The organism is Streptomyces sp. NPDC059256, assembly GCF_042753785.1.
GTDB lineage: Bacteria > Actinomycetota > Actinomycetes > Streptomycetales > Streptomycetaceae > Streptomyces.
This window is the reverse complement of record NZ_JBHYZO010000016.1, coordinates 12,383-35,836: the sequence shown is the minus strand read 5'-3', so window position 1 is coordinate 35,836 and position 23,454 is coordinate 12,383. Positions and strand designations below refer to the sequence as shown.

Sequence of the window (23,454 nt, the reverse complement as noted above, 5' to 3'; positions counted from 1 at the left end):
AGTATCTAGACCGTGGCGCCCTCGGGCGAACGCCAGGGCCTGCACAGCAGCAGGAAGCAGGCCACCGCCGCCAGTGCACAGGCCAACTGCACCACGGCCATCGGTACGGCCGTCGCCTCCCCTGCGATGCCGACCAGGGGTGAGGCGACGGCCCCGATCAGGAAGGAACACGTACCGAGGAGTGCGGAGGCCGAGCCTGCCGCGTGGGGGGTACGGCTGAGCGCCAGGGCGTTGGTGTTGGGCATCACCAGACCCATCGCCGCCATCAGGACGAAGAGCCCCGCCGACACCGCGAACAGACCGACCTCGCCGAAGACTCCCGAGGTGAGGAGCAGCAGTGCCACCGCCGCCAAGACGATCACGGCGAGTCCGGACGCCAATGCCTTGTCCAGGCTGACGCGGCCCACCAGCAGTCGGCCGTTGATCTGCCCCAGCACGATCAGACCGATGGAGTTCAGGCCGAACAGCAGGCTGAACGTCTGCGGGGAGGCGCCGTAGATCTCCTGCACCACGAACGGCGAGGCGGAGATGTAGGCGAAGAGGACGGCGAAGGCGAGTCCGCCCGTGAGCATGTAGCCGGCGAAGACACGGTCGGCGAGGAGTCCACGCATGGTGCGCAGGGCCTGGCCGACACCGCCGTTGTGCCGCCGCTCGGGGGCGAGGGTCTCCGGCAGCCACTTCAGGACCACCACCGTCAGCAGCACACCGACGGCGGTGAGGACGACGAAGATGCCGCGCCAGTCGGTGAAGCGGAGCACCTGGCTGCCGATCACCGGAGCGATGATCGGTGCCACTCCCGAGACGAGCATCAGGGTGGAGAAGAAGCGGGCCATCTCCACTCCGTCGTAGAGATCGCGGACCACCGCCCGGGCGATGACGATCCCCGCCGCACCGGCGAGGCCCTGGAGCAACCGGAAGGCGATCAGCAGTTCCGCGGAGGGTGCGAAGGCGCAGATGGCGGTGGCGAGGATGTAGACGAGCATGCCGATGAGCAGCGGGCGGCGGCGCCCCCACTTGTCGCTCATGGGTCCGACGACGAGTTGTCCCAGCGCCATGCCGGCCAGACAGGCGGTCAGGGTGAGCTGCACGGTCGAGGCGGGTGCGGACAGGGAGTCCGTGACGGCGGGGAGCGCCGGGAGGTACATGTCCATGGAGAGGGGCGGCAGCGCGGTGAGGCCGCCGAGGACGAGGGTGACGACGAGTCCTGCGCGCCGTGCCGCCGTACGGGGGTCGCCGGTCCCCGCGTGCTCGACGGGCACGGGGGTTTCGGTGTCGGCGGGGGTGGGCGGGGCCACCGCGGCCATCGCGGTCATCGCTCCGGTCGCTTCGGTCGCGGCGGTCGTCGTCCGGGGGTCCGACGGCGTTCGCGCGCTGGGTATGTTCCCTTCCGTACCGCCCTGGCCGCTGTCCGGCTTCGGCATCACATCTCCATATCGTTGAATCCTTGCCTATGCTCTCAGCTCCGCAGGATTGGTTGGCACCTGTCTGCAAGGGTCGGTGCTTCGCACACGACTCCTCGGGATGCACGGACTTCACACGCGTCGCAGCCCGGGAGATCGGGCCTCGCTGATGAAGGAGGCGGCCGTCGTCATCGGTGCGGTCGGGGTGGTGACCGCCGTGACGGTCCGGAAGTCCGCACGCATCCGGTCCTCGTCGAGCGTGACGACCGTGTAGCCGCGGCGGCCGTCGTAGTGGCGCAGATGGGGGTTGGCGGTGGTGAGTGCGGTCCAGTTGGGGGGCCGAGCGGTGCCGTTGCCTCCACTGCTGATGGAGGTGGTGACGATTTCGGTGCCGAGCGTGCGGGAGTCGGGGTCGTCCCAGTCGGCCTTGAGGTCGAAGCCGTACGACACATGGACATCGCCGCTCAGCACCAGCAGACGGTCGATGCCGGCGGCCTCCGCTCCGGCGAGCACCCGGCTCCGTGAGGCGGGGTAGCCGTCCCAGGCGTCCATGCTCACGGTGTGCGGCGGCACCGGGCTGCGCCGTCGTCGGGCGAAGGTGACCTGCTGGGCCAGGACGTGCCAACGGGCGCGTGAGGTGCGCCAGCCGTCGAGGAGCCAGCGTTCCTGTGCGGCACCGGTGAGGGTGCGCGCGGGGTCCTCGGACTGCGGGCCCGGGGGGTGCCAGCCGTCGCCGTACGCCTGCGCCGAGCGGTACTGGCGCGTGTCGAGGACGTCGAACTGTGCCAGCCGCCCGAAGCGCACCCTGCGGTAGAGCCGCATGTCGGGCCCCCGGGGGCGCTGGGGCAGCCGCAGCGGCTGGTGCTCCCAGTAGGCGCGGTAGGCGGACGCCCGGCGCAGGAGGAACTCCTCCGTCGGCTGGGGGTGACCCGGATTGTCGCCCGCGTAGTTGTTCTCCGTCTCATGGTCGTCCCAGGTGAGGACGAAGGGGTGCGCGGCATGGGCCGCCTTGAGGTCCGGATCGCTCTTGTAGAGGCCGTAGCGCAGCCGGTAGTCCTCCAGGGTGAGAGTCTCTCGGTCGAAGTGGGCGGGCAGCGGCCCGCCGCTGAGACGACGGGCGCCGCCGACGGGGCTCACGGGGTGTTCGTACAGGTAGTCGCCGAGGTGGAAGACGACCGCGAGTTCCTCGTCGGCGAGATGTCGGTACGGGGTGAAGTACCCGTGGTGGTACGCCTGGCAGGAGACGGCCGCGAACCGCAGCGCAGCCACCCGGGAGGACGGCGCGGGTGCGGTGCGGGTGCGGCCGGTGGCACTGATCCACCGCCCGGCGCGAAAGCGGTAGTAGTACGTGCGGTCCTCGACGAGCCCGTTCACCTCGCAGTGGACGCTGTGGTGCAGTTCGGGATGGGACACCGCGGTGCCACGGCGGACGATCCGGGTGAAGCGGCGGTCGTGCGCGACCTCCCAGCGCAGCCGTACCCGGCGGAACGGCATTCCGCCGTCGGGTTCGTAGGGCGACGGCGCGAGTCGGGTCCACAGCAGTACGGAGCCCGGCAGCGGGTCGCCGGACGCGATGCCCAGGGTGAAGGGGTCCTCGGTGATGCGCCGGGCGTCGATTTCGGCGGCGTGGGCCGTACCGGGCAGTCCCACGCCGAAGGCGAGTGCCATCGCGGCCGTGGTGTGGTTGAGCAGACGGCGCCGGGTCATGTGGCGGGCCGCGCTGCGCAGTTCGGCCGACTGCGCGGTGTGGGCGGTGCGGGCGGTCATACCGGGAGCGGCGAGGGCTGCCACGGGGCTACGCTGCGCGCCCATGACGGATCAATCGCGGGTCGCAGTGGTGACGGGTGCGGGGTCGGGCATCGGTCGGAGTGTCGCGTTGGCGCTGGCAGGGGCGGGTTGGCGGGTGGCGCTGGCCGGGCGCAGGCCCGGGCCGTTGGCAGAGACGGTGTCGTTGACGGACGGGCAGCTGCGCTGCGTCCCGACTGATGTGACGTCACCCGCCGATGTGACCACGCTTTTCGAGGAGGTCCATCGGCATTGGGGCCGTGTCGACCTGCTGTTCAACAATGCGGGTGTGTTCGGTCCCGGTGGTGGGGTGCGGTTCGAGGACCTCTCACCCGAGGATTGGCGGGCGGTGGTGGACGTCAATCTGACCGGGGCCTTCCTCTGTGCCCAGGCTGCGTTCCGGTTGATGCGGGACCAGTCCCCGCGCGGGGGACGCATCATCAACAACGGCTCTCTGTCGGCTCAGGTGCCCCGCCCGCACTCCGCCCCGTACACGGCGACGAAGCACGCGATCACCGGGCTGACGAAGTCGATCTCGTTGGACGGTCGGGCGTACGGGATCGCCTGCGGGCAGATCGACATCGGCAATGCCGCGACCGAGATGACCGCTCCGATAGCCCAGGGGGTGGTGCAGGCGAACGGGTCGCGTGCCGTCGAGCCGCTGATGGACGTGGCGGACGTGGCGCGGACGGTGTTGCACATGGCCGAGTTGCCGTTGGAGGCGAATGTGCAGTTCGTCACCGTGATGGCGACGGGAATGCCCTTCATCGGGCGGGGCTGAGGGGCTCTCCCGTCAGCACGGTGACCCGTCGGGGGTATACGAAACAGTCCTTTGGTCGTCTTCGGTGGCGCAGCAGGCCGGGCGGGTTGCACCCACAATCGGCCGCCCGGACGCGTCGTACCGTGTGGAGCCTCGACCGCGGGCCGTCGATCGATGCGGATCGCGCTCCGTCCGCTGGGACCGTGCTCTTGACCGCTTGCGAGGGTCCGCACTCCTCAGACCTGCCCCGGAGCCGATGACCCGTGTCACTGGCTGCTGCCTGGACCGATGCGACCGAATCAGAGGCGGTGTCCGGCCGGGCGCCGCCAGCTGGTCAACGCCCAGCGCCCGTACCTCGTTCGTGGTGTTCGACCCTTCGGCCGTGCACCGAAAACAACCACAGGAAAAGCACATTGTGGCGAGGCTCGGCCAACGCACCCGGGAACGCTGCCGACAGGGCGTCGGCATGGGACGCTGGTGTCATGGAGCACACCCTGGAGATGACGTTCGATCCGATCTGGGACTCGGTCGACCGGCTGCACACCTGGCTCGATCAGGAGAGCAACCGCCCGGCCGAACAGAAGACACCGTCTGGGCTGTTGAAGCTCTCGAATGAGGTCGGGGTGGTGGCCCGGTCTCTGGCGGGGGCCACCTGTCCCGCTGAGTGAACGCCGCTGACCGGTCGAAGCAATCAACCGGACAACTGACTGAAAAGGGACAGGTACCCGCCTGCTCTCCCTCCCCCACCGAGCGCCTGGTTAGATCCGGGCATGACGGATTGGTCGCAGCTCAAGGACGCATTCGGTTCCGCAGTTGGCGTTCCGGCCCTGCTCGACCGATTTGAGGCTGCCCCGAGTAGCGTTTGGCCGGAACTGATGGATCGTCTCTGTCCACAGTTGGACTCGGCCTTCACCGCGAGCTTCGCAGCGCTGCCCCGGCTCGCACGAATTGCAGCCGCCCAGGAGCCCGAGCAGCGCTCCTGGGCCCTGATCGCGGCGGGCGTGATCGTGAGTTGCGCCCGTCGCTCGCCGGACGGCTCCGACATCCGCACGACCCATGCGTCCACCATCGCGGAACTGGCGGGGCTGACCGACGAGTGCCTGGGAGCGGCGCTGGAGCCGCAGACGTACGTGCTGCTGCTCCAGGCCGCGCTGGCCTTCGACGGTGTGACCGTGTGGGACGAACTCCTCGACGGCCTCGTGGAGGGCGAGTACGAGGTGAGCTGCCCCCACTGCGGAGTGGAACTCTTCCTGACCTTGGGCGACGCCGGCCACTTCTCGTCCACCGAGGAACAGGGTCTGGATGGTGGTGGACGCCGCCCGCTGCGTCCGAAGGCGCCGCAGGATCTGCGGGGGCCGTCCGAGCGGCTGCATCAACGGGCCATGAGCGACGGGCACAAGGAAGTGGCCGAGGCAATCGCCCATCTCTTCGGGGACGCGGAGTGCGGTGACTGCGAGACCGTCTTCCCGGTCGCGGAGCGGGTGGTGGCCCAGTCACCACAGTTCGACTGAGCGAACCGAGCGCGCCCGTGCCGCCGCACTGAGCGGACTGGGCGGACTGGGCGGACTGAGGAGGGAAGCCCCGGGCGAGGAGACGGCCGGACTCACCGCCGGGACGCCGGGGACACGGCGCACGCCGGGAAGGCGAGCCTGTATCGACGAAGCCGCCCCCCGACGGTCCGCGGCCGGGCCGGTCGATGTGTGGCGAGCCGCCGCTCTCGGGCCCGGAATGCCGAGGAGGCAGGTGCCGCGGACCGCACCCGCCTCCTCGGCGTTCCTCTTCGTCCCTGCGCTTTGCGCCGTGCGGGATCAGCCCAGTGGGCTGCCCTCGTGCGGTCGGGACACCGTCGGGGTCTCGGTCTCCAGGGCGGCGAAGTCCTCGCCCTCGGCGCCCATGTGCAACTCGGGCGGCTGCCGGGTGAAGAACCGGGTGGAGATCGCCAGCAGTACAACGCCGACCGCCATCCACACCAGACCCACCACGAAGGTCTCACCCGTGAGGCTGGTCCACAGCCAGACCGTCGAGGCGAAGCCGAGGCCCGGCAGCAAACCGTTGACCAGGAGCGACCTAGCGCCCGTGGTCCGCCCCTTGCCGAACAGATAGTGCTTGATCACGCTCAGGTTGACCATCGAGAAGGCGGCCAGCGCACCGAAGTTGATCATGACGACGGCCTGGTCGAGCGTGAGGACGGTGGAGAGGAGGGCGACCGCCGACACCGCGATCAGGGCGCCCACCGGCGTACCGAACTTGGGGTGCAGCCGGCCGAAGACCGTGCGGGGCAGCAGTCCGTCACGGCCCATGGAGAAGATGATCCGGGACACGCTCGCCTGCGACACCATGGCCGAACCGATACAGCCGAGCACGTACACCGCCGTGAACGCACCGCTCAGGGCGCTGCCACCGACGGTCTCCATCAACTCCGCGCCGGCCGAGTCGGGGTCGGTGAAGTTGTTGTCCGGGCGGACCAGCGAACCGACCCAGGCCACCAGGATGAAGAGACCACCACCGATCGCGGTGGTGAGGATGATGCCGAGCGGAATGGTCTTGCGCGGGTTGTGGGCCTCCTCCGCGAGCGTGGAGACCGCGTCGAACCCCAGGAAGCTCAGCGCCAGGATGGCCGCACCGCCCGCCAGCAGCGTCCACTGACCGGACTCGGGGATGAACGACTGGAAGGCATCGGAGGCCGAGACCTCGGACTGCACACCGGACAGCGTCACGAAGACCACCAGCAGCAGTGCCGTGATCCCCATGATGATCGCGGTGATCTTGCTGATGAACTTCACGCCCAGCACGTTGAAGACCAGCACCAGCAACAGGACGAGCACGCTCCACACGCCCTGGGGCACCCCGGGGAACTGGGCGTGCAGATAGATACCGGCGAGGAGGAAGGACACCATCGGCAAGAAGAGGTAGTCCAGCATCAGCGTCCAGCCGGTGAGGAAACCGACATGGCCCCCGAAGACCCGCTGGGAATACTTGTACGCGGAACCGGCGGCCGGGAAGCTTCGTACCATCCGACCGTAACTGTGTGCGGTCAGCAGCATCACACCCAGTGCCAGAACATAGGCGGCCGGCAGATGTCCCGCGGTTTCGTCATTGACGATTCCGTAGGTCGTGAAGACGGCGACCGGAGACATATAGGTGAGACCGAACAGGACGATCGCGGGCAACCGCAGCACTCTCGTCAGCTGAGGTGCTTTTTCACTGGTGGGACTGGACACCGGCATTTCCTCTCCGCGCCCGTCGGTTCAACGGGGTTCCATCGATTCCCGAAGGGTGGCAAAACCCGGCGGCGACCGACATACGCATCTGTACGTACGGGTGCGGGGCTCAGCGCCACCGGGGTCGGGCGCAGCGACCGCTTCACACGGTCCGATACGTAATCTTACGGAGTTCGCAAAACGGTCCTGATCGTTACCGTGTTCCTCAATCCCGCATTGGAGAGAGGACCCCGTATGTGGCCAGCTGGCTATAGCGCGGCTTTGGCGTTGACCATCGACTTCGACGCCGAAGAATTGTGGCTCGCCGAAGACCCTGCGAACGCCGCCCGCCCCGGAGTGCTTTCTCAGGCGCGTTACGGCGCCGAAGTCGCGGTACCCCAGTTGCTGAACATGCTGACGCGTCTGGATATACCGGCCACGTTCTTCGTCTGCGGCGGCGATGCGGAAAGGCATCCGACGATCGTGGAATCCGTGGTCGAACAGGGCCATGAAATCGGGCACCATGGATTCACCCACCGCTCTCCGCACCTGATGGCACGGGACCAGGAGGAGGAGGAACTCGCCCGCGGGCTGTCCGTACTGCGTTCCTTCCAGGACCGGATCATGGGTTACCGATCCCCTTCGTGGGACATCAGCCCGAACACGTTGGATCTCCTCGTGGCGAACGGGTTCAGCTATTCGTCCAACATGATGGACGCGGTCCTGCCCTACGCCCATCCCCGCCACGACCTGGTGGAGATTCCGGTGCACTGGTCGCTGGACGACGCCCCGCACTTCTGGTTCGACGCCTCCAGTTGGGACCGTACGATCCGCTCGTCGCGCGAGGTGGCGGAACTGTGGGGCGAGGAGTCGTCCGCGATCCATGACGCCGGTGGTCTGGTGACCCTCACCGTCCACCCGCAGATCATCGGCCGCCCCGGTCGACTGCGGATGCTGGAGCAGTTCCTGACCTCGGTCCGGGCCGATGAACGGATCTGGTTCGCCCGCTGCCACGAGGTGGCGAGCGCGGTGCGCGAGTCCACGGCGGCCCGGTCATGAGCGGCGTTCCCGCCCAGGCCACGGCGGAGGGCGTGCCCCCGGCCGCCACCCGGCGTACCGCGGTCGTCACCGGCGCTGCACGCGGGATCGGATACAGCGTGGCCAGGCGGCTCCTCGACGAGGGCTGGAACGTCCTGATCACCGATGTCGATCCCTCGGTCGTCCGCGCGGGCGAGGCACTCGACCCCGGTGGGAAGCACATCGCGCCCCTGGTGGCCGATGTGTCCCGTCCCGAGGACGCGGCGCTGATGGCGGAGCGCGCCCTCGCGGCGTTCGGGCGCATCGACGCCCTGGTCGCCAATGCGGCCGTCGGCGGCCCGGAGACCCCGCTCCTCGACACTCCCGATCAGGACATCCAACGCGTACTGGAGATCAACTTCTTCGGGGTGCTGCACTCCGTGCGCGCGGTGTGGCCCGCGCTGGCGCACGACGGGCACACCGGTCGGATCGTCGTCCTCGGCTCCCTCTTCGCCCAGCAGCCCACCCCGGGCGCCGGTGCCTACAGCGCGTCCAAGGCGGCCGTGCAGTCCCTGATGAAGACGCTGTCGGTGGAACTGGCGCCCCACTGCACGGTCAACGCGGTCGCCCCGGGCTATGTGATGACCGAGATGCACCGCGAGGAGTTGCAGTCGCGGGCCCGTCGCAGCGGGCGCTCCTTCGACGAGGAGCGCGAGCGACTGGTCGCCGAAGTTCCGCTGGCCCGGCATGGCATCGGTGCCGATGTGGCCGACGCCGTCCACTATCTGCTGTCGGGCGCGGACTACGTGACCGGTCAGACCCTCAATGTGAACGGAGGAGTGCTCACCTCATGAACCCCACGGACGGTACGCGGACCGGGCGGCGGCTGGTGGTCACCGGCTCCCGCTCGGGCATCGGCCGGGCCACCGCGGTACTGGCGGCCCGGCGCGGCTGGTCGGTGATCGGCCTGGACCTGGCGGTGGACGAGCACGGCGAGCAGTTCGACGAGGGCATCACCACCTTTCCGTGCGACATCACCGACGATTCCTCGGTGCAGCAGGCGTTCCAGCAGGTGGACCGCGCCTGGGAGGGCCTGGCTCCGACCGCCCTCGTCCACTGCGCGGGTGTCTACCGTTTCAAGGCGGCGATCGAGACCACCCCTGCGGAGTGGGACGCGGTCGTCAACCTCAACGCCCGCGGCTCGCTACTGGTCGCGGCCGAGGCCGCGAAGCGGATGCTGGCCACCGGCGCGAGCGGCAGTGTGACCCTGCTGTCGAGCATCGCGGCCGTACGCGGTGACGGCGGCGAGCCGAGCGCCGCCTACAGCGCCAGCAAGGGCGCGGTGGTCTCCCTCGCCCGTCAGCTGGCCGTCGAGTGGGGTCCCGAAGGCATCCGCTGCAACGTGGTCGCCCCCGGGGTGATCGACACCCCCATGACCACCGTGTCGCACAGCCCGGAGATCTTCGCCCAGGTGCTGCAACGCATCCCGGCCCGTCGTCTGGGCACGGCCGACGAGGTCGCCGAGGTGTGCCTGTTCCTCGCCTCGGAACAGTCGGGCTACGTCAATGGAACGGTCATCGCCGTGGACGGAGGGCAGAGCGCCTCATGAGTACGACGGAAGAGTTCATCACCCCCCGGGAGCCGCTGGTCGTCCGGGTCGAGGGCACCGCGCACGAACGCGGGGTGCAGTACGGGAGCGCGGCCAAGGAGCGCGTACTGCTGTCCCTGGAGAACTACGCCCGGGTGTACGCCAAGTTCGCCGACCTCACCTGGGACGAGGCGACGGCACTGGCCCGCACCTTCGTGCCGGCGATCGAGGACTTCGACCCCCGCTACCTCCAGGAGATGGAGGGCATCGCCGAGGGTGCCGGGGTGACCTTCGACGACGTCCTCGCCCTCAATCTGCGTACCGAGATCCTCTTCTCGGGCAAGGCCCGCAAGCTCGCTGCGGCGGCCGTGGTCCCCGGTGAGTGCACCGCGTTCTGCGATCTGCGCGGCCCGGAGCCCGTCGTGGGGCAGAACTGGGACTGGATACCCTTCTCGCACCAGACCGTCGTGGTGCTGGAGGCGATCCCCGAGCGCGGCCCGCGCTGGGTGTCCGTGGTGGAGGCGGGCCTCCTCGCCAAGTTCGGGATGAACGCGGCCGGTGTGACGGTCCTGACCAACGCCCTCGTCTCCTCCCTCGATGTGGGAACCCCGGGGATGCCCTACCACCTGCTGTTGCGGGGACTGCTGGAGGCCGAGTCCGCCGAGGCGGCCGAGCAGGTGCTGAGGGCCGCGCCCCGGTCCTCGTCGGCGAACTACCTGATCGTCGGTGACGGCACGGCGGTGGATGCCGAGGCCAGGCCGGGCACGGCACGGGACATCAGTTGGCTCCCGGTGCGGCAGGGCGAGTACCTCGTCCACGCCAACCACTTCATCAGCGATGACAGTGCCTTCCCGACGACCGCCATGGACCATGGCCCGCGGGTCATGCCGGACACGCTGTTCCGCAGGGAACGGGCCCAGGCGCTGGCGGAGTTGATGCCACGGCCTTCGGTCGCCGGCTGGCACGAGGTGCTCAGCGACCACGAGAACTTCCCCGACGCGTTGTGTTGCCACCCCAATCCGAAGGAACACGAGTTGGAGCAGGGTTCCACCGTCGCCAGTGCGGTGATCGAGCCCGCCAGACAGCTGATGCACCTGGTGCTGGGGCATCCCTGTTCGGTGCCCCGGGTGACGTACGACTACGGACCGTTCTTCGCCGGGAACTGAGGTGATCGAAGGCGCCGCCCACCACGGTGGGCGGCGCCTTCGTGCGTCTCCGGTCCGCCCCGACGATCGATCCGCGGCGCGGGCCTTGGTCGTCAGCCGACGGGGAGGATCTCCTGACCGCGCCCCGACAGCCGATAGGTGAGCGTGGGCTGCGACAGGCTCTGGTCGACCGAGTCGTACGGGTAGCCGGTCACCGACTGGCCCGGGGAGGCGAAGAGATAGGTGCCGTTGACCCCGCGGTAGGCCGATTCGCGCAGATAGCGGTCCACCGCCTCCGGACGGAACGATCCCGTCACCGAGAAGGCGGAGTGGAGCATCCGCACCTGGTCATAAGCGGCGCTGGCCTGGCTGCGGCCGGGCGGGGTGCCGAACTCCCGCGCATACGCATCGGTGAAGCGGCGCCCGAGTGGATCATCGGGCCGTCCGGTGACCGTGGACCAGATCACCTCACCGCCGTGGGCGATCCGCTGGGCGAACCCCGGCACCGACGGTGTGTAGATGTGGTACGTCAGCTGGGCCGGGCTATGACGGGTGATGGCGTTCTGGAGCTCGGCCGCGGTCTCCACGTTGAGGTGGGACACCACGACGACGTCCGGACGGTCGCTGAGCGCGCCTTCGATGAGCTCGTCGACGCGGTCCACGGTCAGACCGACCCGCTGGGCCGATGTGACTGTCCACCCCACCTGGCGCACCCGGGCCTCGAAGGTGTCATCGGTGATCGCACAGCCGAAACCGTCGAGTTCCACCACGGCGAGCCGCGGCGGCCCCGTACGCGATGACGGGCCTGATGACAGGCCCGACGCCGGATGCGAGCGCAGGAACGCGAGAAGCGCCGACTGGTAGGCGGTCTCCGAAGGGCAGGTCTGGAAGACGTGCCCAAGACGGCGGGGGTCCTCGCGGACGGCCTCCACACTGCGCGTCCAGGTGTTGGTGTGGAGGAAGGTCCGTCCGAAGTCGGCGGCGAAGTCGAAGACGCCCTGGCTGATGGCGCTGGCGTAACTGCTGGTGATGGCGTCGACATCGGCTTCGACCAACTGCGCCAGGCCCTCGCGCACGGAGTCCTCGTCGAGCGGGTCGATCTGGACGACGACGTGTTCCAGCGCTCGGCCGTACTCCCCGCGCAGGGCGTTGATGTCACGGACGGCGAGTTCCGCGCCCTGGGCGGTCTCCCGGCCGTCGGCCGCGAAGGCGCCGCCGACGGCGATGGTGCCGATCCGCACGGTGTCACGGCGGGCGGGCCTGCTTCTGCGCGGTACGGGGGTGGCCACCCCGGTCGCCGTCGCGGAGTGGCGTTCGATGTCGAGGACGCGGATGCCGGAGCGGTGCTCGACCCCGCCGGGGATGGGCAGCCGAATGAGGTCACGGTCGACGGCGAGCGCGCTGAGCCCGGAACGGGAGTCCTGGCCGAGCTTCTTCAACAGCCGTTCGACCTGGGTGGTGACGGTACGGATGCTGGTGCCGAGGCGGCTGGATATCTCGCGGTTGGACAGACCGAGCGCCACCAGGGAGATGATGTCGATCTCGCGTGCGGTCAGTCCGGATGGAGGGCCGGTCAGGGGTCGGATGTCCAGCGCGACGACGCCTTGGGAGGCGGAACGCAGCTCCAGACGGCACCAGGCCCAGCGGCCTTCGTCGCACCACAGGAACTGGCCCGAGCGCAGTCCCGAATCGTAGAACCCGGCCACCCTGCTGAGCAGTGCGGCGCTGAGCCCGGACGCGGGCGGCTGGGCGCCGGAGGCCGGTCGCTGTGGCTCATCGGTGCCGGACGTCGACTCCGCTGCCGTGGCATCGAGTGCCGGGGCGACGGTGACGTCCCAGGAGTGCTCGACGCCCGTTTCCGTGCCGAGAGGCTGAAGCGTCCGCAAGGTGACTCCTCCATTCAGCGGGACGGTTCGCACTGACCCCGACGCCGCGACGGAACCCCCTCGTCATGCACGATAAACCCTCCCGACCCATATGCGCCCATACCAGCCATGGCTGGAAGCATTCATCACCAAGGGCGTAGTCCTGCACGGGGCCAAAGGCCCCTTCAGCACGGTCCGAAGGTCCCTTCCCACCGCCCCCGTCGGGCCCTACGCCTGCGCTGTTCAGACCGTTCGGGGCCGGTCACAGCCGCCCCTGGGCACACGAGGACGGAAGGCGACGACCCGCACACCGTGCGTGGCCCGCGGGCACGCATCCTCGTGTGCGGGTTCGAGCCGTCCCCCTACTCCTGCGGCCAGCGCGACACCACGTCGTCCACCAGCGCCCGCAGCGGTCCGGCCGCCTCCGCGCCCTCCAGTTCCGCGAGGGCGTCGACGGTCGCGACCAGCAGTTCAGGGGTCTTGCGCCGAAGCGCCTCATTGGCCAGCGCCACGCTCCGCACCCTGGCCGATCCGCCGTCCGTCAGCAAGGAGAACCGCACCGGCCAGAGAAGTCCTTTGATCGAGTCCACATAGACGTCCCAGGACTCACGGCTGCGCCCCACCGCGGAGTCCACGAGTATGTCGATGTACAGCGACTTCTCCGCCGCCGTCATCCGCCGGCCACTGTTCCCCACGACGCCGGGGCGGGCCGGAGACCCGCCCTGCCCATGGGGCACGGACTCCGGGACCGCGGGGGTGGACACCGTGGGCGGGGCGGCCGACGAGACCGGTACGAAGGCCGAGGGGAGGGTGTCTGCGGTGGCGAAGTCCAGGGGTGGGAGGGGCACCGAGGCCGCCTTCGTCAGAAGGTCCGTCAGATCCACGATGAACTGGTGGTACTCGCGCGAGTCGCCCCTGATCAGATCCACCAGGCAGGTGTCCTCGTAGGCGCTGCCCAGAAGGTTCGTGCGGTACTGGAGCGCCCTGACCGCGGGGGGCAGCGCTTCGGTGGGTCGGGTCCAGAACAGGGGTATGACGGCGACCGGCTCCTCACCTGTGGCCAGGGTGGCACGCCGGGCCCGCTCCGTCGCCACGGCCCACTCCTGTCCGCACCAGTTGCTGCGCAGGTAGTCGTCGCTGAGCAGCGCGATCACAAAGCGGGTGGTGCGCAGGGCGTCCACCAGCGGTCGCCGCCAGCCGACGCCGAGCTTCAGCGACTCGGTGTCGAGGAAGCCCGTGTGGGGCAGCGAGCGTCCGCGCTTGATCTGCATCTCGTCCTGCAACCGGGCGTGGAACTGCGCCACCAATCGGCGGTCCGCCCTGCGTATGGCGTAACTGGTGAAGAAAAAAGGTTCGTTCGACATGGCCCCTCCCACGGGCGTGTACCGAGCGGCCTCCGTCGTACCGCTCTCGAACTACTCGGTGATCCCGGGCCGTCGGTGTCGAACTCCGCCCGGTGCACGACGGCCCGTGCGCACCCCCCGGTGTCGTCGCAGGCCAGACGGGCCTGTGCAGACACGACCTAGCACGCGTCCCAGTTTCGCACCGCCGCGTCCACCAGACGCCGTACCGTGTCGATCTCGTCCTCGCCCTCGCCCCGCTCCTCCACCGCGTCCGCGATGGCGGCCATCACATCCGGCCGGGGCCGCCCCAAGGCGAAGTTGACGAGGGAGATGATCCGGTCCTTGGCGTTGCTCCCGTCGTTGACGGCGGAGAGGTCGAGCCTCGTGGCCTGGCGAATCGAGTCGACGAACACGTCCCAGGAATCACGGCTGCGGCCGACCGGGGACCTGCCCAGCGCCTCGATCAGGGTCCGTTTGTCCTGTGGGTCGAGCCGGGCGGCTCGACGGCCCTGCTGTCCGTCGGGCGTCCGTGCCCTCGGCGGATCGACGGGGAACGCCGCGCCGCCCAAGGAGGGGGCTGCCATCTCGTGCGCATTCCAGGGGTCGGGGGCCGGCAGGAACCGTGTCCCGAAGGGGTCTTGGGGGCCCTGGTGTCGCGGTAGTCCGTTGCCGCGCTTGTCGGTTCCACCGCGCTGGCGCATGTCCCGCAGTGCGTTCCGCGCCGATTCGAAGCCGGTGTCCCGGGCGATCTCGGCGAGCGTGAGGAGTTGCCCCGGGTGGCCGTCCACGACCTCGGCCAGCAGAGCGGCCTCGCGTGCCGTGAGGTTCTGGGCCTGGTTCAGCAGGAGGCCGGTCGACTCGTGCACGGTCAGCCCGGCGAGCCCCAGTTGGTTGTCGCCCCAGGTCCGGCCGGCCGCACGGGAGGTGATCAGACGGTGCCCGGCGCCCGGGACGAAGTGCTCGTAGATCCGGTCGGGGAACTCGACCTGGTCATAGACGAACAGCCAGGCGGGATCGCTCCGCCGCCGGGGGCGGAAGTCGCCCGTGATCTCACAGGCCGCGCGTAGTTGGCGGTACTGCTCGCCGATCAGTTGGGCGAGTGTGTCGTCGTCGTGCGCTCCCCGGCAGGAGAACCACCAGGCCACGTCGTACCGCAGGGTGTAGCGCAGGCAGTAGGCGATGGCCATCTGGGTCTTGCCCATGCCCTGGTTGGTCACATCCAGGTCGTGCAGCAGGACATGGCCGTGCTTCTCGACCAGGCCGAGGAGTTCGGCGATCTGGGCGTCGCGCCCCACGAAGGGAAGGCCCTGCCCCGGGAGGTTCGATATCGGCGGCGGGCCGGTCGGCGTGCGGGGGCGAGCACTCTGCGCGGTCACCACAGCTCCCCCTCACGCGGAAGCGGTACGCGGGGGCTCGGATCACGCACTTCCGCCCGCAGCCGCCGCACCTCGTCGTCGGCGGAGCCGTGGAGCCGAAGGACCCGCAGTCCGCGGCGCACCAGGACCGGGCGCGGCTCCTCGTCGATCTGTACGGGGATCAGTCGCTCGCTGTCGCGACCGGTGAACACGTCCTCCCACTCCAGTGGTTCGGTGGCGCGTGCCGCGAAGTAGCTGCGGGAGAAGATCACGACCACGCGGTGGGCGGCTGAGCGCGCCCGGGCCACGCTCTCGCCGAGCGACTCGTCCCCGGCCTCCCAGCGCACCTGTCGCACCTCGGCGTTGCCGTCCTCCCCCAGTAAGGAGCTGATCCAGTCCGCCCACGCCTGGTCAGCGCCGACGTAGTTGACGGCGACGGTCAGGGGGGTCGGGAATGCGGAGCCCGCGGTCACAACAGGATCGGCGGGGACCAGTGGGGGCAGGCTGCCGAAGCCCACGTACTGCGCGGTCGAGCCCGGTTGTGTGGCGTCAGCGGACACCACCCAGGGTGTGCGTCGGCGCGGAAGGCCCGGTTCTGCGGTCTCAGCGGTCCCAGTCTCACCGGCCTCACCGGTCTCAGCGGCCTCACCGGGCGACGCGGGGCCGAACTCGGGCTGGACGTCGGCCAGATCGGTGGTCGAGAAAGGGGGCAGTTCGGTACGCCGTGCCTCGGTGATGCGCTCCGCCAGCCGTCCGATGAGGTGGAAGTAACTGTCGTAGGACTCGGGCGTGTCCGACTGCATCAGCGCGGCGAGGCCCAGCCCGTCGTGCACGGCTTCCTCCGGCTCCGGCACGGACGCGGGTCTCGTGCCCTCCGGCACCGGCTTCCACAGCAGCGTGATCAGACAGCGGCTCATGTCATGGCGCGCGAGCAGCTCGCTGCGGCGGATCCGGGCCTGGAAGACGGCCCATTCGAAGGCGCATCGCGGGCTCGTGAAGAAGTGGGGCGAGTAGAGCGCGATCATCACTCCGACCTCGGCGACCGCCTCGGCCGCCGGGCCGTCAGCGGCCGTCGATCCACTGAGGTCGCCGCTCACCCACCGGCCCTCCTTCACCCGCAGCCGGTACTCAAGATCGGCGTGGAACCGGGTGATGTCCGGCCAGCCGTCGCCCCTGGTGCAGCTGGTGTAGAAGTAGTTGACGGATCGATCCACGCGCCCCTCGCAGACTGCCGCCGGTCACCGTACGGATGGGCGGGACCACCACCGGCACCGACATGGTTCCACGCCGGCAACCGGCCGTTTCGACCCATGAGCCCCCGCTACCGAGGATAGGCTCACTTGACCGGGCTCGGTACAGTGGAAGAGCCTGCCCGGTGCACACACGGCAGGCGCACGGCACACGTCAGGCGTACGGGTTGGGTATTCGCCGACGGCTCACTATTTCCGGACGATACCAGGACCTGTCGGGCTGGTTCGACGTCCCCGACCGGGACGTACGAGATACGTGAACAGGGGGCTTGGGTGCCATGAACTGCGCGACCGGGAAGAGCGCGCCCATCACCGAGGGGGAGTTACCCGAGTTGGCGGGCCTGGTTCCCGTCGAGCTGTTGGAAGGTCTGCCGCGCTCCGCCGTCGTGGAGGCGCTGCTGCGCAAACACCGCGGTGAGACGGCCGGCGGAACGGCGGGGCCGCGTACTCCGAGGTGGCAAAGTGCCTTGTGACTGTCGGGCCGGGGCGCCACCGCCGGAAGACATGCGTCGGGGGCCTTCGGGGGCCGTGCAAGCGCATCGCGCGGATTGTGCCCCGGTGCGGGGCGCCGCGGCCGGCGCGCAGGGTGGTCGACAACCCCCGGGCGCCTTCACCCAGTTCATCGTGAAGCTGTACAGCCGGTGCAATTTCTCCTGCCCCGACTGCTACGTCTACGAACTGCGCGACCAGGGGTGGATCGAACAGCCGTTGGTGATGGCGCCCGCGGTGATGGACCGCACCGCCCGACGGATCGCCGATCATGTGCGCCGACACCGTCCCCCCGAGGTACAGGTCATGCTGCACGGCGGCGAACCGTTGCTCGCAGGCCCGGAGCGGATCGACCGGCTCGCGGCGGCTCTGCAGAGCGCCTGGGAAGGTCTTGACACCAGGCTGGACCTGGCCGTTCAGACCAATGGCGCCCTGATCGACCCCCGGTTCCTCGATGTGTTCGAACGCCGGGGCATCCAGGTGGGGGTCAGCCTGGACGGTACGGCCGAGACCCATGACCGACGGCGGCCCTACCGCTCGGGCAAGGGCACGTACACCGATGTGGCCCGGGGGCTCGCGCTGTTGCGGGGCGAGCGTTACCGCAAGCTCTACCGGGGGCTGCTGTGCGTGGTGGACCTCGAAGCCGATCCGGTGGCCACCTACGAAGCGCTCCTCGAATTTGACCCGCCCGCGGTGGACCTGCTGCTTCCGCACGCCACGTGGGAGTTTCCGCCGCCCGGCGCAGGTCCCGGCCTTGCTCCGTACGGCACATGGCTTTCAGCCGTTTTCGATCGCTGGTTCGACGCCCCGGTGCGCGAGGTCCCGGTACGTCTCTTCGATGCGCTGGTGGACGTGCAACTCGGCGGGGCGAGTGCGGGCGAGACTTGGGGGCCGCTGGGCTCCGACTCGGTGGTCGTACAGTCCGACGGAACCATCGAGCAGAACGACGTCCTCAGATCGGCGTACGACAAGGCCGTCCACACCGGAGGTCATGTCTACACGCATGACTTCGACCAGGTCGCGGGGCATCCGGGGTTCGCCGCGGAGCGGGTGGGCATCGATGGACTGTGCGCGCAGTGCAGAGGGTGCCCCGTGGTGCAGGTGTGCGGCGGCGGGCTGCGGGCCCACCGGTACGAGCCGCGGAACGGCTTCGACAATCCGTCCTGCTACTGCGCAGATCTACGCACTTTGATCGACCACGTCGGACAGCGCGTGGCCGAAAGCATAAGGACACTGGCGGATACCGATCACAACGAGGCCACAGGGCGACCATTTCTTCCTATCATGAGGATGTCTGCCGAGAGAAAATCGCGCCGGTGAGCGAAAAGGTGATGAGCGTACTGATCTAGGGTGGGGGACGGGGCATATGGGCCCGTACTTTTTCATTAGTCACGCCATAGACGGTGGCGGCAGACAATACGTCGAGCAATTTCTCTGCGATCTCCAAGGGGAGTTGCGCGCCAGATTGGGGCGTGAGGCGCAGTTCGACGGCGAGTTGGCCGACAGGCACCGCCGAACGACGGCTACCGGTGGGGCGACTGAGATTTCCGGGGGTATCGGGTTTTCTGGGGGTTCTGGGGGTGCCGGGCTTTCTGGGGGTGCCGGGATCTTTGGTCAGCCAGGTGCCGGGGTGCCGCCGAGCACACCGGCAATGGCCTGTCGAGCACTGGTCGTGCTGTACACCCAGGAGTACTTCCGCAGCCCCTGCTGCACCTTTGACCTGTCGGTCTTCAGCGAGCGCATGGGATGGCAAGGCCATCGCACGGGCGATGCGGCACTCTCCCCGGTGAACGTGGTGTGGGACACGGCAGGACTGCCCGACCGCTGGGTGGAGGAGACCGTTCGACTGGCCGGGCCCGCGGGGAGCGACTACCCCCGGCGCGGGCTGGGACACCTGGTCGCCGATCCGGCCGCGCGCGGCGGATATCTCCAGGTCGTACGGAATGTCGCCGAGCGCGTCGCGGGCGCAGCCCTGCATCCACCTCCGGTGATGACGGCCCATGACATCGACTACCTCACGCAATTCACCACTCACTCCCGTATGCCGGCCTTCTCATGGGATAACAACCCCGCTCCCGTCCAGGTACCGTGGCAGTCCGGGAGCATCGCAACGCCGCCCCATTCCGGAGTTCGAGAATCCGGGAGGCACAGTTCCGGAAGTTTCGATTCCGGGCAGCACGCGATTGCTCAGCGCAGGTCCTGGTTCTCTTCCCCGGAAGAGGGTGAACGTCCCATCCTCCGGGGACCGCACAGCTGATGTGAACACGTGGAGCGGCATCGATGAGCAGCGTGGAGCCCTTCGCCAACCGAGCCCCTGAGGGCGACGGCACGGCGACCATCGTCACCTTCTACTCCTACAAGGGCGGGGTCGGCCGCACCATGGCGCTCGCCAACGTCGCCTGGCTCCTCGCGAGCGACGGCAAGCGCGTGCTGGTCATCGACTGGGACCTGGAGTCGCCCGGGTTGCACCGCTTCCTGCGCCCCTTCCTCTCCGATCCGGACCTCGTCCGGCTACAGGGCGTCGTGGAGATGGTCCGCGACTACGGATCGGCCGTGGAGCGGTTGGTCGCACAAGAGTTCGCGCCACCCGCCCACGACGCGCGACTGAATGAACTCCTGGACCTCCACACCGGAGTGGCGGGCTGGGTCGACACCGTCCGCTGGAGCCACTTCCCCGGAGACGGCGGCAGCATCTCCTTCCTCGGCCCCGGATGCCAGAGCGAGGAGTACAGCAAGAACGTGGCCCTGTTCGACTGGGCCCGGTTCTACGGTCAGCAGGCCGGGGCGCAGTTCGTCCACACCCTGCGGGAGCAGCTCCGCAACTCCGGCTACGACTACGTCCTCATCGACAGCCGCACCGGCCACTCGGACAACGCCAGCGTCTGCACCCTGTGGCTGCCCGACGTACTGGTCGGCGGCTTCAACCTGAGCAACCAGTCCATCGAAGGCACAGCTGCCGTCGCCCGACAGGTCCATGAACAGGCCAAGCGCACCGGCCGGGAGATCCGTATCCTGCCGGTCCCGATGCGGATCGAGCGCGTCGACCGCGCCAAGGCGATGGCCCGACGCCGCTACGCGGAACAGCAGTTCGCCGGCATCGTGGGACCGTTGGTCGCCGGTGACACCACCGCGTACTGGAGCCAGGTCGAGGTCCGGCACTCGGCGACCTTCGCCTACGAGGAGGTGCTGGTCCCCTTCGTCCTGGAGCCGGGCGAGCACTCCAGCCAGCTCCAGGCGTACCTGCGGATCGCCGAGGAGATCAGCCGCGGCGAGGTCAATGTGATCCGCCCGGTCCCCGAGCGGCTCCGGCGGGAGTACGCGAACCGGTTCGAGGAGATCACCCCGCCCGGGCCGCGGACAGCCCGCATCGTGCACGCACCTCGTGACCGCCAGTGGGCCGACTGGATCCGCACCGAACTGGCGGGCATAGGCATCAGTTGCGAGACCACCGACGGCGACCAGGGACCGCGGGCGCCTTCGGAGCAGGAACCCACGTTCACCATCGTCCTGGTCTCCCCCGCACTGCCGTCGGCACCCGGCTACCAGGAGGTGAGCGACCAGTGCGTGCGCAACTCGGCGCGTCTGGGCGGCGGCCGGGCAAGCCCCTGGATGGTCGCGGTCACCATCGAGGAGACCCGGCTCGAAGGTCCCATCGCACGACTTCAGGGACCTCTGCTGCAGAGCCTCGGGGAGCGCGAGGCCCGCAGTCTGCTCTTCGAGCGCTTCGCACTCGACGGCCAGAAGGAGGAAGCCCGCTCGGCCACCCGCAACCGCGCCGAGGGCGGCGCCCGCTTCCCCGGCCAGGCACCCGACATCTGGCAGTCACCGCCCCGCAACGCCACCTTCCTGGGTCGGGAGGAGTACCTCGACCAACTCCGTGACGCCCTGGTGCCGGGCCGGCCCGTGCTGCCGGTCGCCCTCACCGGCCCGCTCGGCGTCGGAAAGAGCCAGATCGCGCTGGAGTTCGTCTACCGCTTCGCGGCCGACTACGACGCCATCTGGTGGATCAACGCCGACACCCCGGCACTCGTCCGTGCCGGGCTCGCCGAGTTGGGAGCCAGGCTCCAGGTCACCACCAGCACTTCGCCGGGCGCGGTCACCGCTGCCCTGCGGGTGCTGCGCGAAGGCACCACGAGCGGCCACCGCAGGCTTCTGCTCGTCCTCGACGACGCTCCGGGCGCCACCGAACTCGAAGGTCTCGTGCCCGGAGGGGGCAGTGCGCACGTCCTGATCACCTCACAGTCCGACGAGTGGGCCGCGGTCGGCACCCGGATCCCGGTGGCCATGCCGACCCGCGCCGAGGCCCACGCCCAACTCGCCCGCCACTTCCCCGGCCTCACCGCCGAGATGGCCGCCGAGATCCTCAACGTCTCGGGCCGACTGCCGCAGTCCGTCGAACTGGCCGCCACCTGGCTGCGCAACACGGGTCTGCCGCTCGCAGAAGCAGTCGACCTCTATCGGTCGCGATCCGCCGACGAACCCGCGCCACCGTCCGTCGAGGACTACCCGCAGGCCGCCCGCACCACCTGGGCGATGCAGCTGAACGCCCTCCGTACGGAGAACCCGGCAGCCGAGCGGATCCTGCGGCTGCTGGCGTACCTGTCTCCGCGCGGCGCGTCGATCGAGCTGATGCGCTCGCCGGCAGCGCTCGCATGGCTGGGCCGGCAGGGACAGGCCCCCCTCACCTCGGTGACCTTCGGAACCGCCTTTCGCACCCTGTCCGCACGGGCGCTGGCCCGCACCGACCACGCCTCCGAACGGATCGTCGGCGACCCGATGGGGCTGGTGCTGCTGCGCGCCCATCTGTCGCAGGACGAGCGCACGGAAACCCTCACCGCGGTCCATCACATCCTCGCCGCCTTCTCCCCGCAGGACGACGAGACCGACGAGGAGCGCTTTGAGCCGGTCCTCGCCGAACTCGACCAGCACGTCGACACCTCGCAGGCGGTCACCAGCGATGACCCCGAGGTACGGCGGTGGCTGGTCAACCAGGTGAGATCACGCCGACTGACCGGTCAACTCGGCGCTGCCCTCGACCTCGCCCAGCAGTTGAACGACCGTTGGAGCGCCACCCTGCCGCCCAGGGAGCCCCTGCTCCTGCGGCTCCAGGTCGAATGGGGCAACGTCCATCGGGACGCGGGGCGGTTCAAGGAGTCCGAAGAGGTCAACCGCACGGCCCTTGACGCCCTGCGGGCGGCACTCGGCCTCGACCACCCCTTCACGCTGCGCAGCGCGCTGGGGCGGGGTGCAGAACTACGCGCACTCGGACGGGTCCAGGAGGCGTTCGCGGAGGACCAGTCAACGGCCGAACTCATCAAGGACGTCTTCGGCGACGGCCACCCCTTCACCTTGATGGCGGAGGGGAACCTCGCGCTGTCCCTGGCCATGGTCGGCATGACGGAGGAGGCATTGGACCTCCACCGCGAGACCTCCGAGCGCTGCCGTCGGATGCTGGGCATCAGACACCGCCTGACCTGGGACTCCGCCGCCCATCTCGGCAACAGGTACCGGGAGTCGGGCGACTACGACCGGTCCATGCGCCATCTCCAGTACGCGTACAAGGAGTCCGTCGACACCTTCGGTGAGTCCGACCCCACGACGCTCATCGCCGCCAGGGGCCTCGCGGCGACCCTGAGGCGCCGCGGCGGCCGGGACAGCATCAGCGCGGCGCGCAAACTGGATGCGGAGACCGTGGCCGGGCTGCTGATCTACGGAGGTCCCGACCACCATGAATCGGTGGCGGCCCGCCTTGCCCTCGCGGCCGACCTCCGGCTCCTCGGCAAGCACGCCGAGGCGGTCGAACTGGCCAGCGGTTGTGTCGACCAGTACGCCACCTGGGAGCCGGGGCACCCGTTCCTGAGGATCGCCCAGGTCAACCTGGCCCTCTGCCGGCGCTCGGCCGGCAGCGGAACGGACAGCCTGCAGTTGAGCGCCGAGGGCTGGCAAGGGCTCGTCGAATCGCTGGGCGCAGACCATCCGCTCACCCTCATCGCCGCGCTCAACCACGGCAACGCCCTGGTGTTCGCGGGCGAATCCGAGCAGGCATGGGAACTCGACCGGGACACGTACCAGCGACTGCGGGAGCGGATGCGCGCCGAGCACCCCTTCACGGTCTTCGCGGCGACCAATCTTCAGATCGGCGAAGCCCGGTTGCACGGCGGCAGGGGGGCACAAGGGGGAGTGAGGATTGAGCTGGACCTGGACATCCCCTACATCTGAGGAACGGGCCGCGTGCCCGTCCCCGGTGTGCGTCGCCC

Annotated in this window: 18 protein-coding genes; 11 read left to right on the top strand and 7 right to left on the bottom strand. The window is 69.2% G+C overall.

Going from position 1 to position 23,454, the window contains the following annotated elements; translation table 11 throughout:
- Nucleotides 1-5 precede the first annotated feature (5 nt).
- Together ACFXJL_RS26410 and ACFXJL_RS26405 are read right to left on the bottom strand one after the other, a co-directional pair.
- Entirely contained in the window at nt 6-1,421 is a 1,416-nt protein-coding gene (locus tag ACFXJL_RS26410) for a Bcr/CflA family multidrug efflux MFS transporter (protein ID WP_384696347.1), read from the bottom strand.
- A gap of 111 nt (nt 1,422-1,532) precedes the next feature.
- Complete coding sequence (locus ACFXJL_RS26405; RefSeq protein WP_384634847.1) at nt 1,533-3,167, bottom strand: alkaline phosphatase D family protein; 1,635 nt, start codon at nt 3,165-3,167, stop codon at nt 1,533-1,535.
- Nucleotides 3,168-3,210: 43 nt separating this feature from the next.
- Between ACFXJL_RS26405 and ACFXJL_RS26400 the strand changes: the two genes are divergently transcribed.
- From ACFXJL_RS26400 to ACFXJL_RS26390, 3 genes are all read left to right on the top strand, one after another.
- Nucleotides 3,211-3,966, top strand: coding sequence for an SDR family oxidoreductase (locus ACFXJL_RS26400; protein WP_384696344.1), 756 nt, complete (start codon nt 3,211-3,213; stop codon nt 3,964-3,966).
- A gap of 461 nt (nt 3,967-4,427) precedes the next feature.
- Nucleotides 4,428-4,613: a hypothetical protein gene (locus tag ACFXJL_RS26395; protein WP_358879396.1), complete on the top strand. Its 186-nt coding sequence runs from the start codon at nt 4,428-4,430 to the stop codon at nt 4,611-4,613.
- Nucleotides 4,614-4,715: 102 nt separating this feature from the next.
- Nucleotides 4,716-5,456 (top strand): hypothetical protein, encoded by a 741-nt coding sequence (locus ACFXJL_RS26390; protein ID WP_384696341.1) that lies wholly within the window; start codon nt 4,716-4,718, stop codon nt 5,454-5,456.
- A gap of 297 nt (nt 5,457-5,753) precedes the next feature.
- Here ACFXJL_RS26390 and ACFXJL_RS26385 read toward each other — a convergent pair whose 3' ends face one another.
- A complete protein-coding gene (locus tag ACFXJL_RS26385; protein ID WP_384634406.1) occupies nt 5,754-7,115 on the bottom strand; it encodes an APC family permease in 1,362 nt (453 codons plus the stop codon).
- 312 nt (nt 7,116-7,427) lie between these two features.
- Here ACFXJL_RS26385 and ACFXJL_RS26380 point away from each other — a divergent pair, with 312 nt between their 5' ends.
- Genes ACFXJL_RS26380 through ACFXJL_RS26365 form a run of 4 tightly spaced genes read left to right on the top strand, consistent with a single transcriptional unit; the run spans nt 7,428 to nt 10,916 of the window.
- Nucleotides 7,428-8,204 carry a polysaccharide deacetylase gene (locus tag ACFXJL_RS26380; RefSeq protein ID WP_358879393.1) on the top strand — a complete coding sequence of 259 codons (777 nt, stop codon included), beginning with the start codon at nt 7,428-7,430 and terminating at the stop codon, nt 8,202-8,204.
- Entirely contained in the window at nt 8,201-9,016 is an 816-nt protein-coding gene (locus tag ACFXJL_RS26375) for an SDR family oxidoreductase (RefSeq protein WP_358879392.1), read from the top strand. The genes ACFXJL_RS26380 and ACFXJL_RS26375 overlap by 4 nt, the downstream gene beginning before the upstream one ends.
- Nucleotides 9,013-9,771 carry an SDR family NAD(P)-dependent oxidoreductase gene (locus ACFXJL_RS26370; protein WP_358879391.1) on the top strand — a complete coding sequence of 253 codons (759 nt, stop codon included), beginning with the start codon at nt 9,013-9,015 and terminating at the stop codon, nt 9,769-9,771. Before ACFXJL_RS26375 ends, ACFXJL_RS26370 begins: the two co-directional genes overlap by 4 nt.
- Complete coding sequence (locus ACFXJL_RS26365; protein WP_384696336.1) at nt 9,768-10,916, top strand: C45 family autoproteolytic acyltransferase/hydolase; 1,149 nt, start codon at nt 9,768-9,770, stop codon at nt 10,914-10,916. The genes ACFXJL_RS26370 and ACFXJL_RS26365 overlap by 4 nt, the downstream gene beginning before the upstream one ends.
- Before the next feature lie 92 nt (nt 10,917-11,008).
- Here the strand turns inward: ACFXJL_RS26365 and ACFXJL_RS26360 are convergent, their stop codons facing one another.
- The 4 genes from ACFXJL_RS26360 to ACFXJL_RS26345 all read right to left on the bottom strand — a co-directional run bounded on the left by ACFXJL_RS26360 (nt 11,009) and on the right by ACFXJL_RS26345 (nt 16,672).
- The gene (locus ACFXJL_RS26360; protein WP_384634396.1) at nt 11,009-12,781 is read right to left on the bottom strand and encodes an ABC transporter substrate-binding protein; all 1,773 of its coding nucleotides are present in this window, start codon (nt 12,779-12,781) and stop codon (nt 11,009-11,011) included.
- A 341-nt stretch (nt 12,782-13,122) separates the two neighbouring features.
- Complete coding sequence (locus ACFXJL_RS26355) at nt 13,123-14,124, bottom strand: TIR domain-containing protein (RefSeq protein ID WP_384696333.1); 1,002 nt, start codon at nt 14,122-14,124, stop codon at nt 13,123-13,125.
- Between the two features lie 158 nt (nt 14,125-14,282).
- A complete protein-coding gene (locus ACFXJL_RS26350; RefSeq protein WP_384696330.1) occupies nt 14,283-15,479 on the bottom strand; it encodes a hypothetical protein in 1,197 nt (398 codons plus the stop codon).
- On the bottom strand, nt 15,476-16,672 hold the full coding sequence (locus ACFXJL_RS26345; protein ID WP_384696327.1) for a TIR domain-containing protein: 1,197 nt from the start codon (nt 16,670-16,672) through the stop codon (nt 15,476-15,478). Before ACFXJL_RS26345 ends, ACFXJL_RS26350 begins: the two co-directional genes overlap by 4 nt.
- A 314-nt stretch (nt 16,673-16,986) precedes the next feature.
- Between ACFXJL_RS26345 and ACFXJL_RS26340 the strand changes: the two genes are divergently transcribed.
- The 4 genes from ACFXJL_RS26340 (at nt 16,987) to fxsT (ending at nt 23,416) form a co-directional block, all read left to right on the top strand.
- Nucleotides 16,987-17,181, top strand: coding sequence for a hypothetical protein (locus ACFXJL_RS26340; RefSeq protein ID WP_358879385.1), 195 nt, complete (start codon nt 16,987-16,989; stop codon nt 17,179-17,181).
- Between the two features lie 85 nt (nt 17,182-17,266).
- Entirely contained in the window at nt 17,267-18,517 is a 1,251-nt protein-coding gene (locus tag ACFXJL_RS26335; RefSeq protein ID WP_384696325.1) for an FxsB family cyclophane-forming radical SAM/SPASM peptide maturase, read from the top strand.
- 331 nt (nt 18,518-18,848) lie between these two features.
- Complete coding sequence (locus ACFXJL_RS26330) at nt 18,849-19,454, top strand: hypothetical protein (protein WP_358879383.1); 606 nt, start codon at nt 18,849-18,851, stop codon at nt 19,452-19,454.
- Nucleotides 19,455-19,477: 23 nt separating this feature from the next.
- Entirely contained in the window at nt 19,478-23,416 is a 3,939-nt protein-coding gene (gene fxsT / locus ACFXJL_RS26325) for an FxSxx-COOH system tetratricopeptide repeat protein (protein ID WP_384696322.1), read from the top strand.
- Nucleotides 23,417-23,454: the final 38 nt, after the last annotated feature.

Bases quoted from the DNA above. Each gene is read 5' to 3' on its own strand.
- ACFXJL_RS26375 (WP_358879392.1), top strand. From the start codon at position 8,201: ATGAGCGGCGTTCCCGCCCAGGCCACGGCGGAGGGCGTGCCCCCGGCC.
- ACFXJL_RS26370 (WP_358879391.1), top strand. From the start codon at position 9,013: ATGAACCCCACGGACGGTACGCGGACCGGGCGGCGGCTGGTGGTCACC.
- ACFXJL_RS26330 (WP_358879383.1), top strand. From the start codon at position 18,849: ATGGCCTGTCGAGCACTGGTCGTGCTGTACACCCAGGAGTACTTCCGC.
- fxsT (WP_384696322.1), top strand. From the start codon at position 19,478: ATGAGCAGCGTGGAGCCCTTCGCCAACCGAGCCCCTGAGGGCGACGGC.
- ACFXJL_RS26410 (WP_384696347.1), bottom strand. From the start codon at position 1,421: ATGCCGAAGCCGGACAGCGGCCAGGGCGGTACGGAAGGGAACATACCC.
- ACFXJL_RS26355 (WP_384696333.1), bottom strand. From the start codon at position 14,124: ATGTCGAACGAACCTTTTTTCTTCACCAGTTACGCCATACGCAGGGCG.
- ACFXJL_RS26390 (WP_384696341.1), top strand. From the start codon at position 4,716: ATGACGGATTGGTCGCAGCTCAAGGACGCATTCGGTTCCGCAGTTGGC.
- ACFXJL_RS26405 (WP_384634847.1), bottom strand. From the start codon at position 3,167: ATGACCGCCCGCACCGCCCACACCGCGCAGTCGGCCGAACTGCGCAGC.
- ACFXJL_RS26340 (WP_358879385.1), top strand. From the start codon at position 16,987: ATGAACTGCGCGACCGGGAAGAGCGCGCCCATCACCGAGGGGGAGTTA.
- ACFXJL_RS26400 (WP_384696344.1), top strand. From the start codon at position 3,211: ATGACGGATCAATCGCGGGTCGCAGTGGTGACGGGTGCGGGGTCGGGC.
- ACFXJL_RS26395 (WP_358879396.1), top strand. From the start codon at position 4,428: ATGGAGCACACCCTGGAGATGACGTTCGATCCGATCTGGGACTCGGTC.
- ACFXJL_RS26365 (WP_384696336.1), top strand. From the start codon at position 9,768: ATGAGTACGACGGAAGAGTTCATCACCCCCCGGGAGCCGCTGGTCGTC.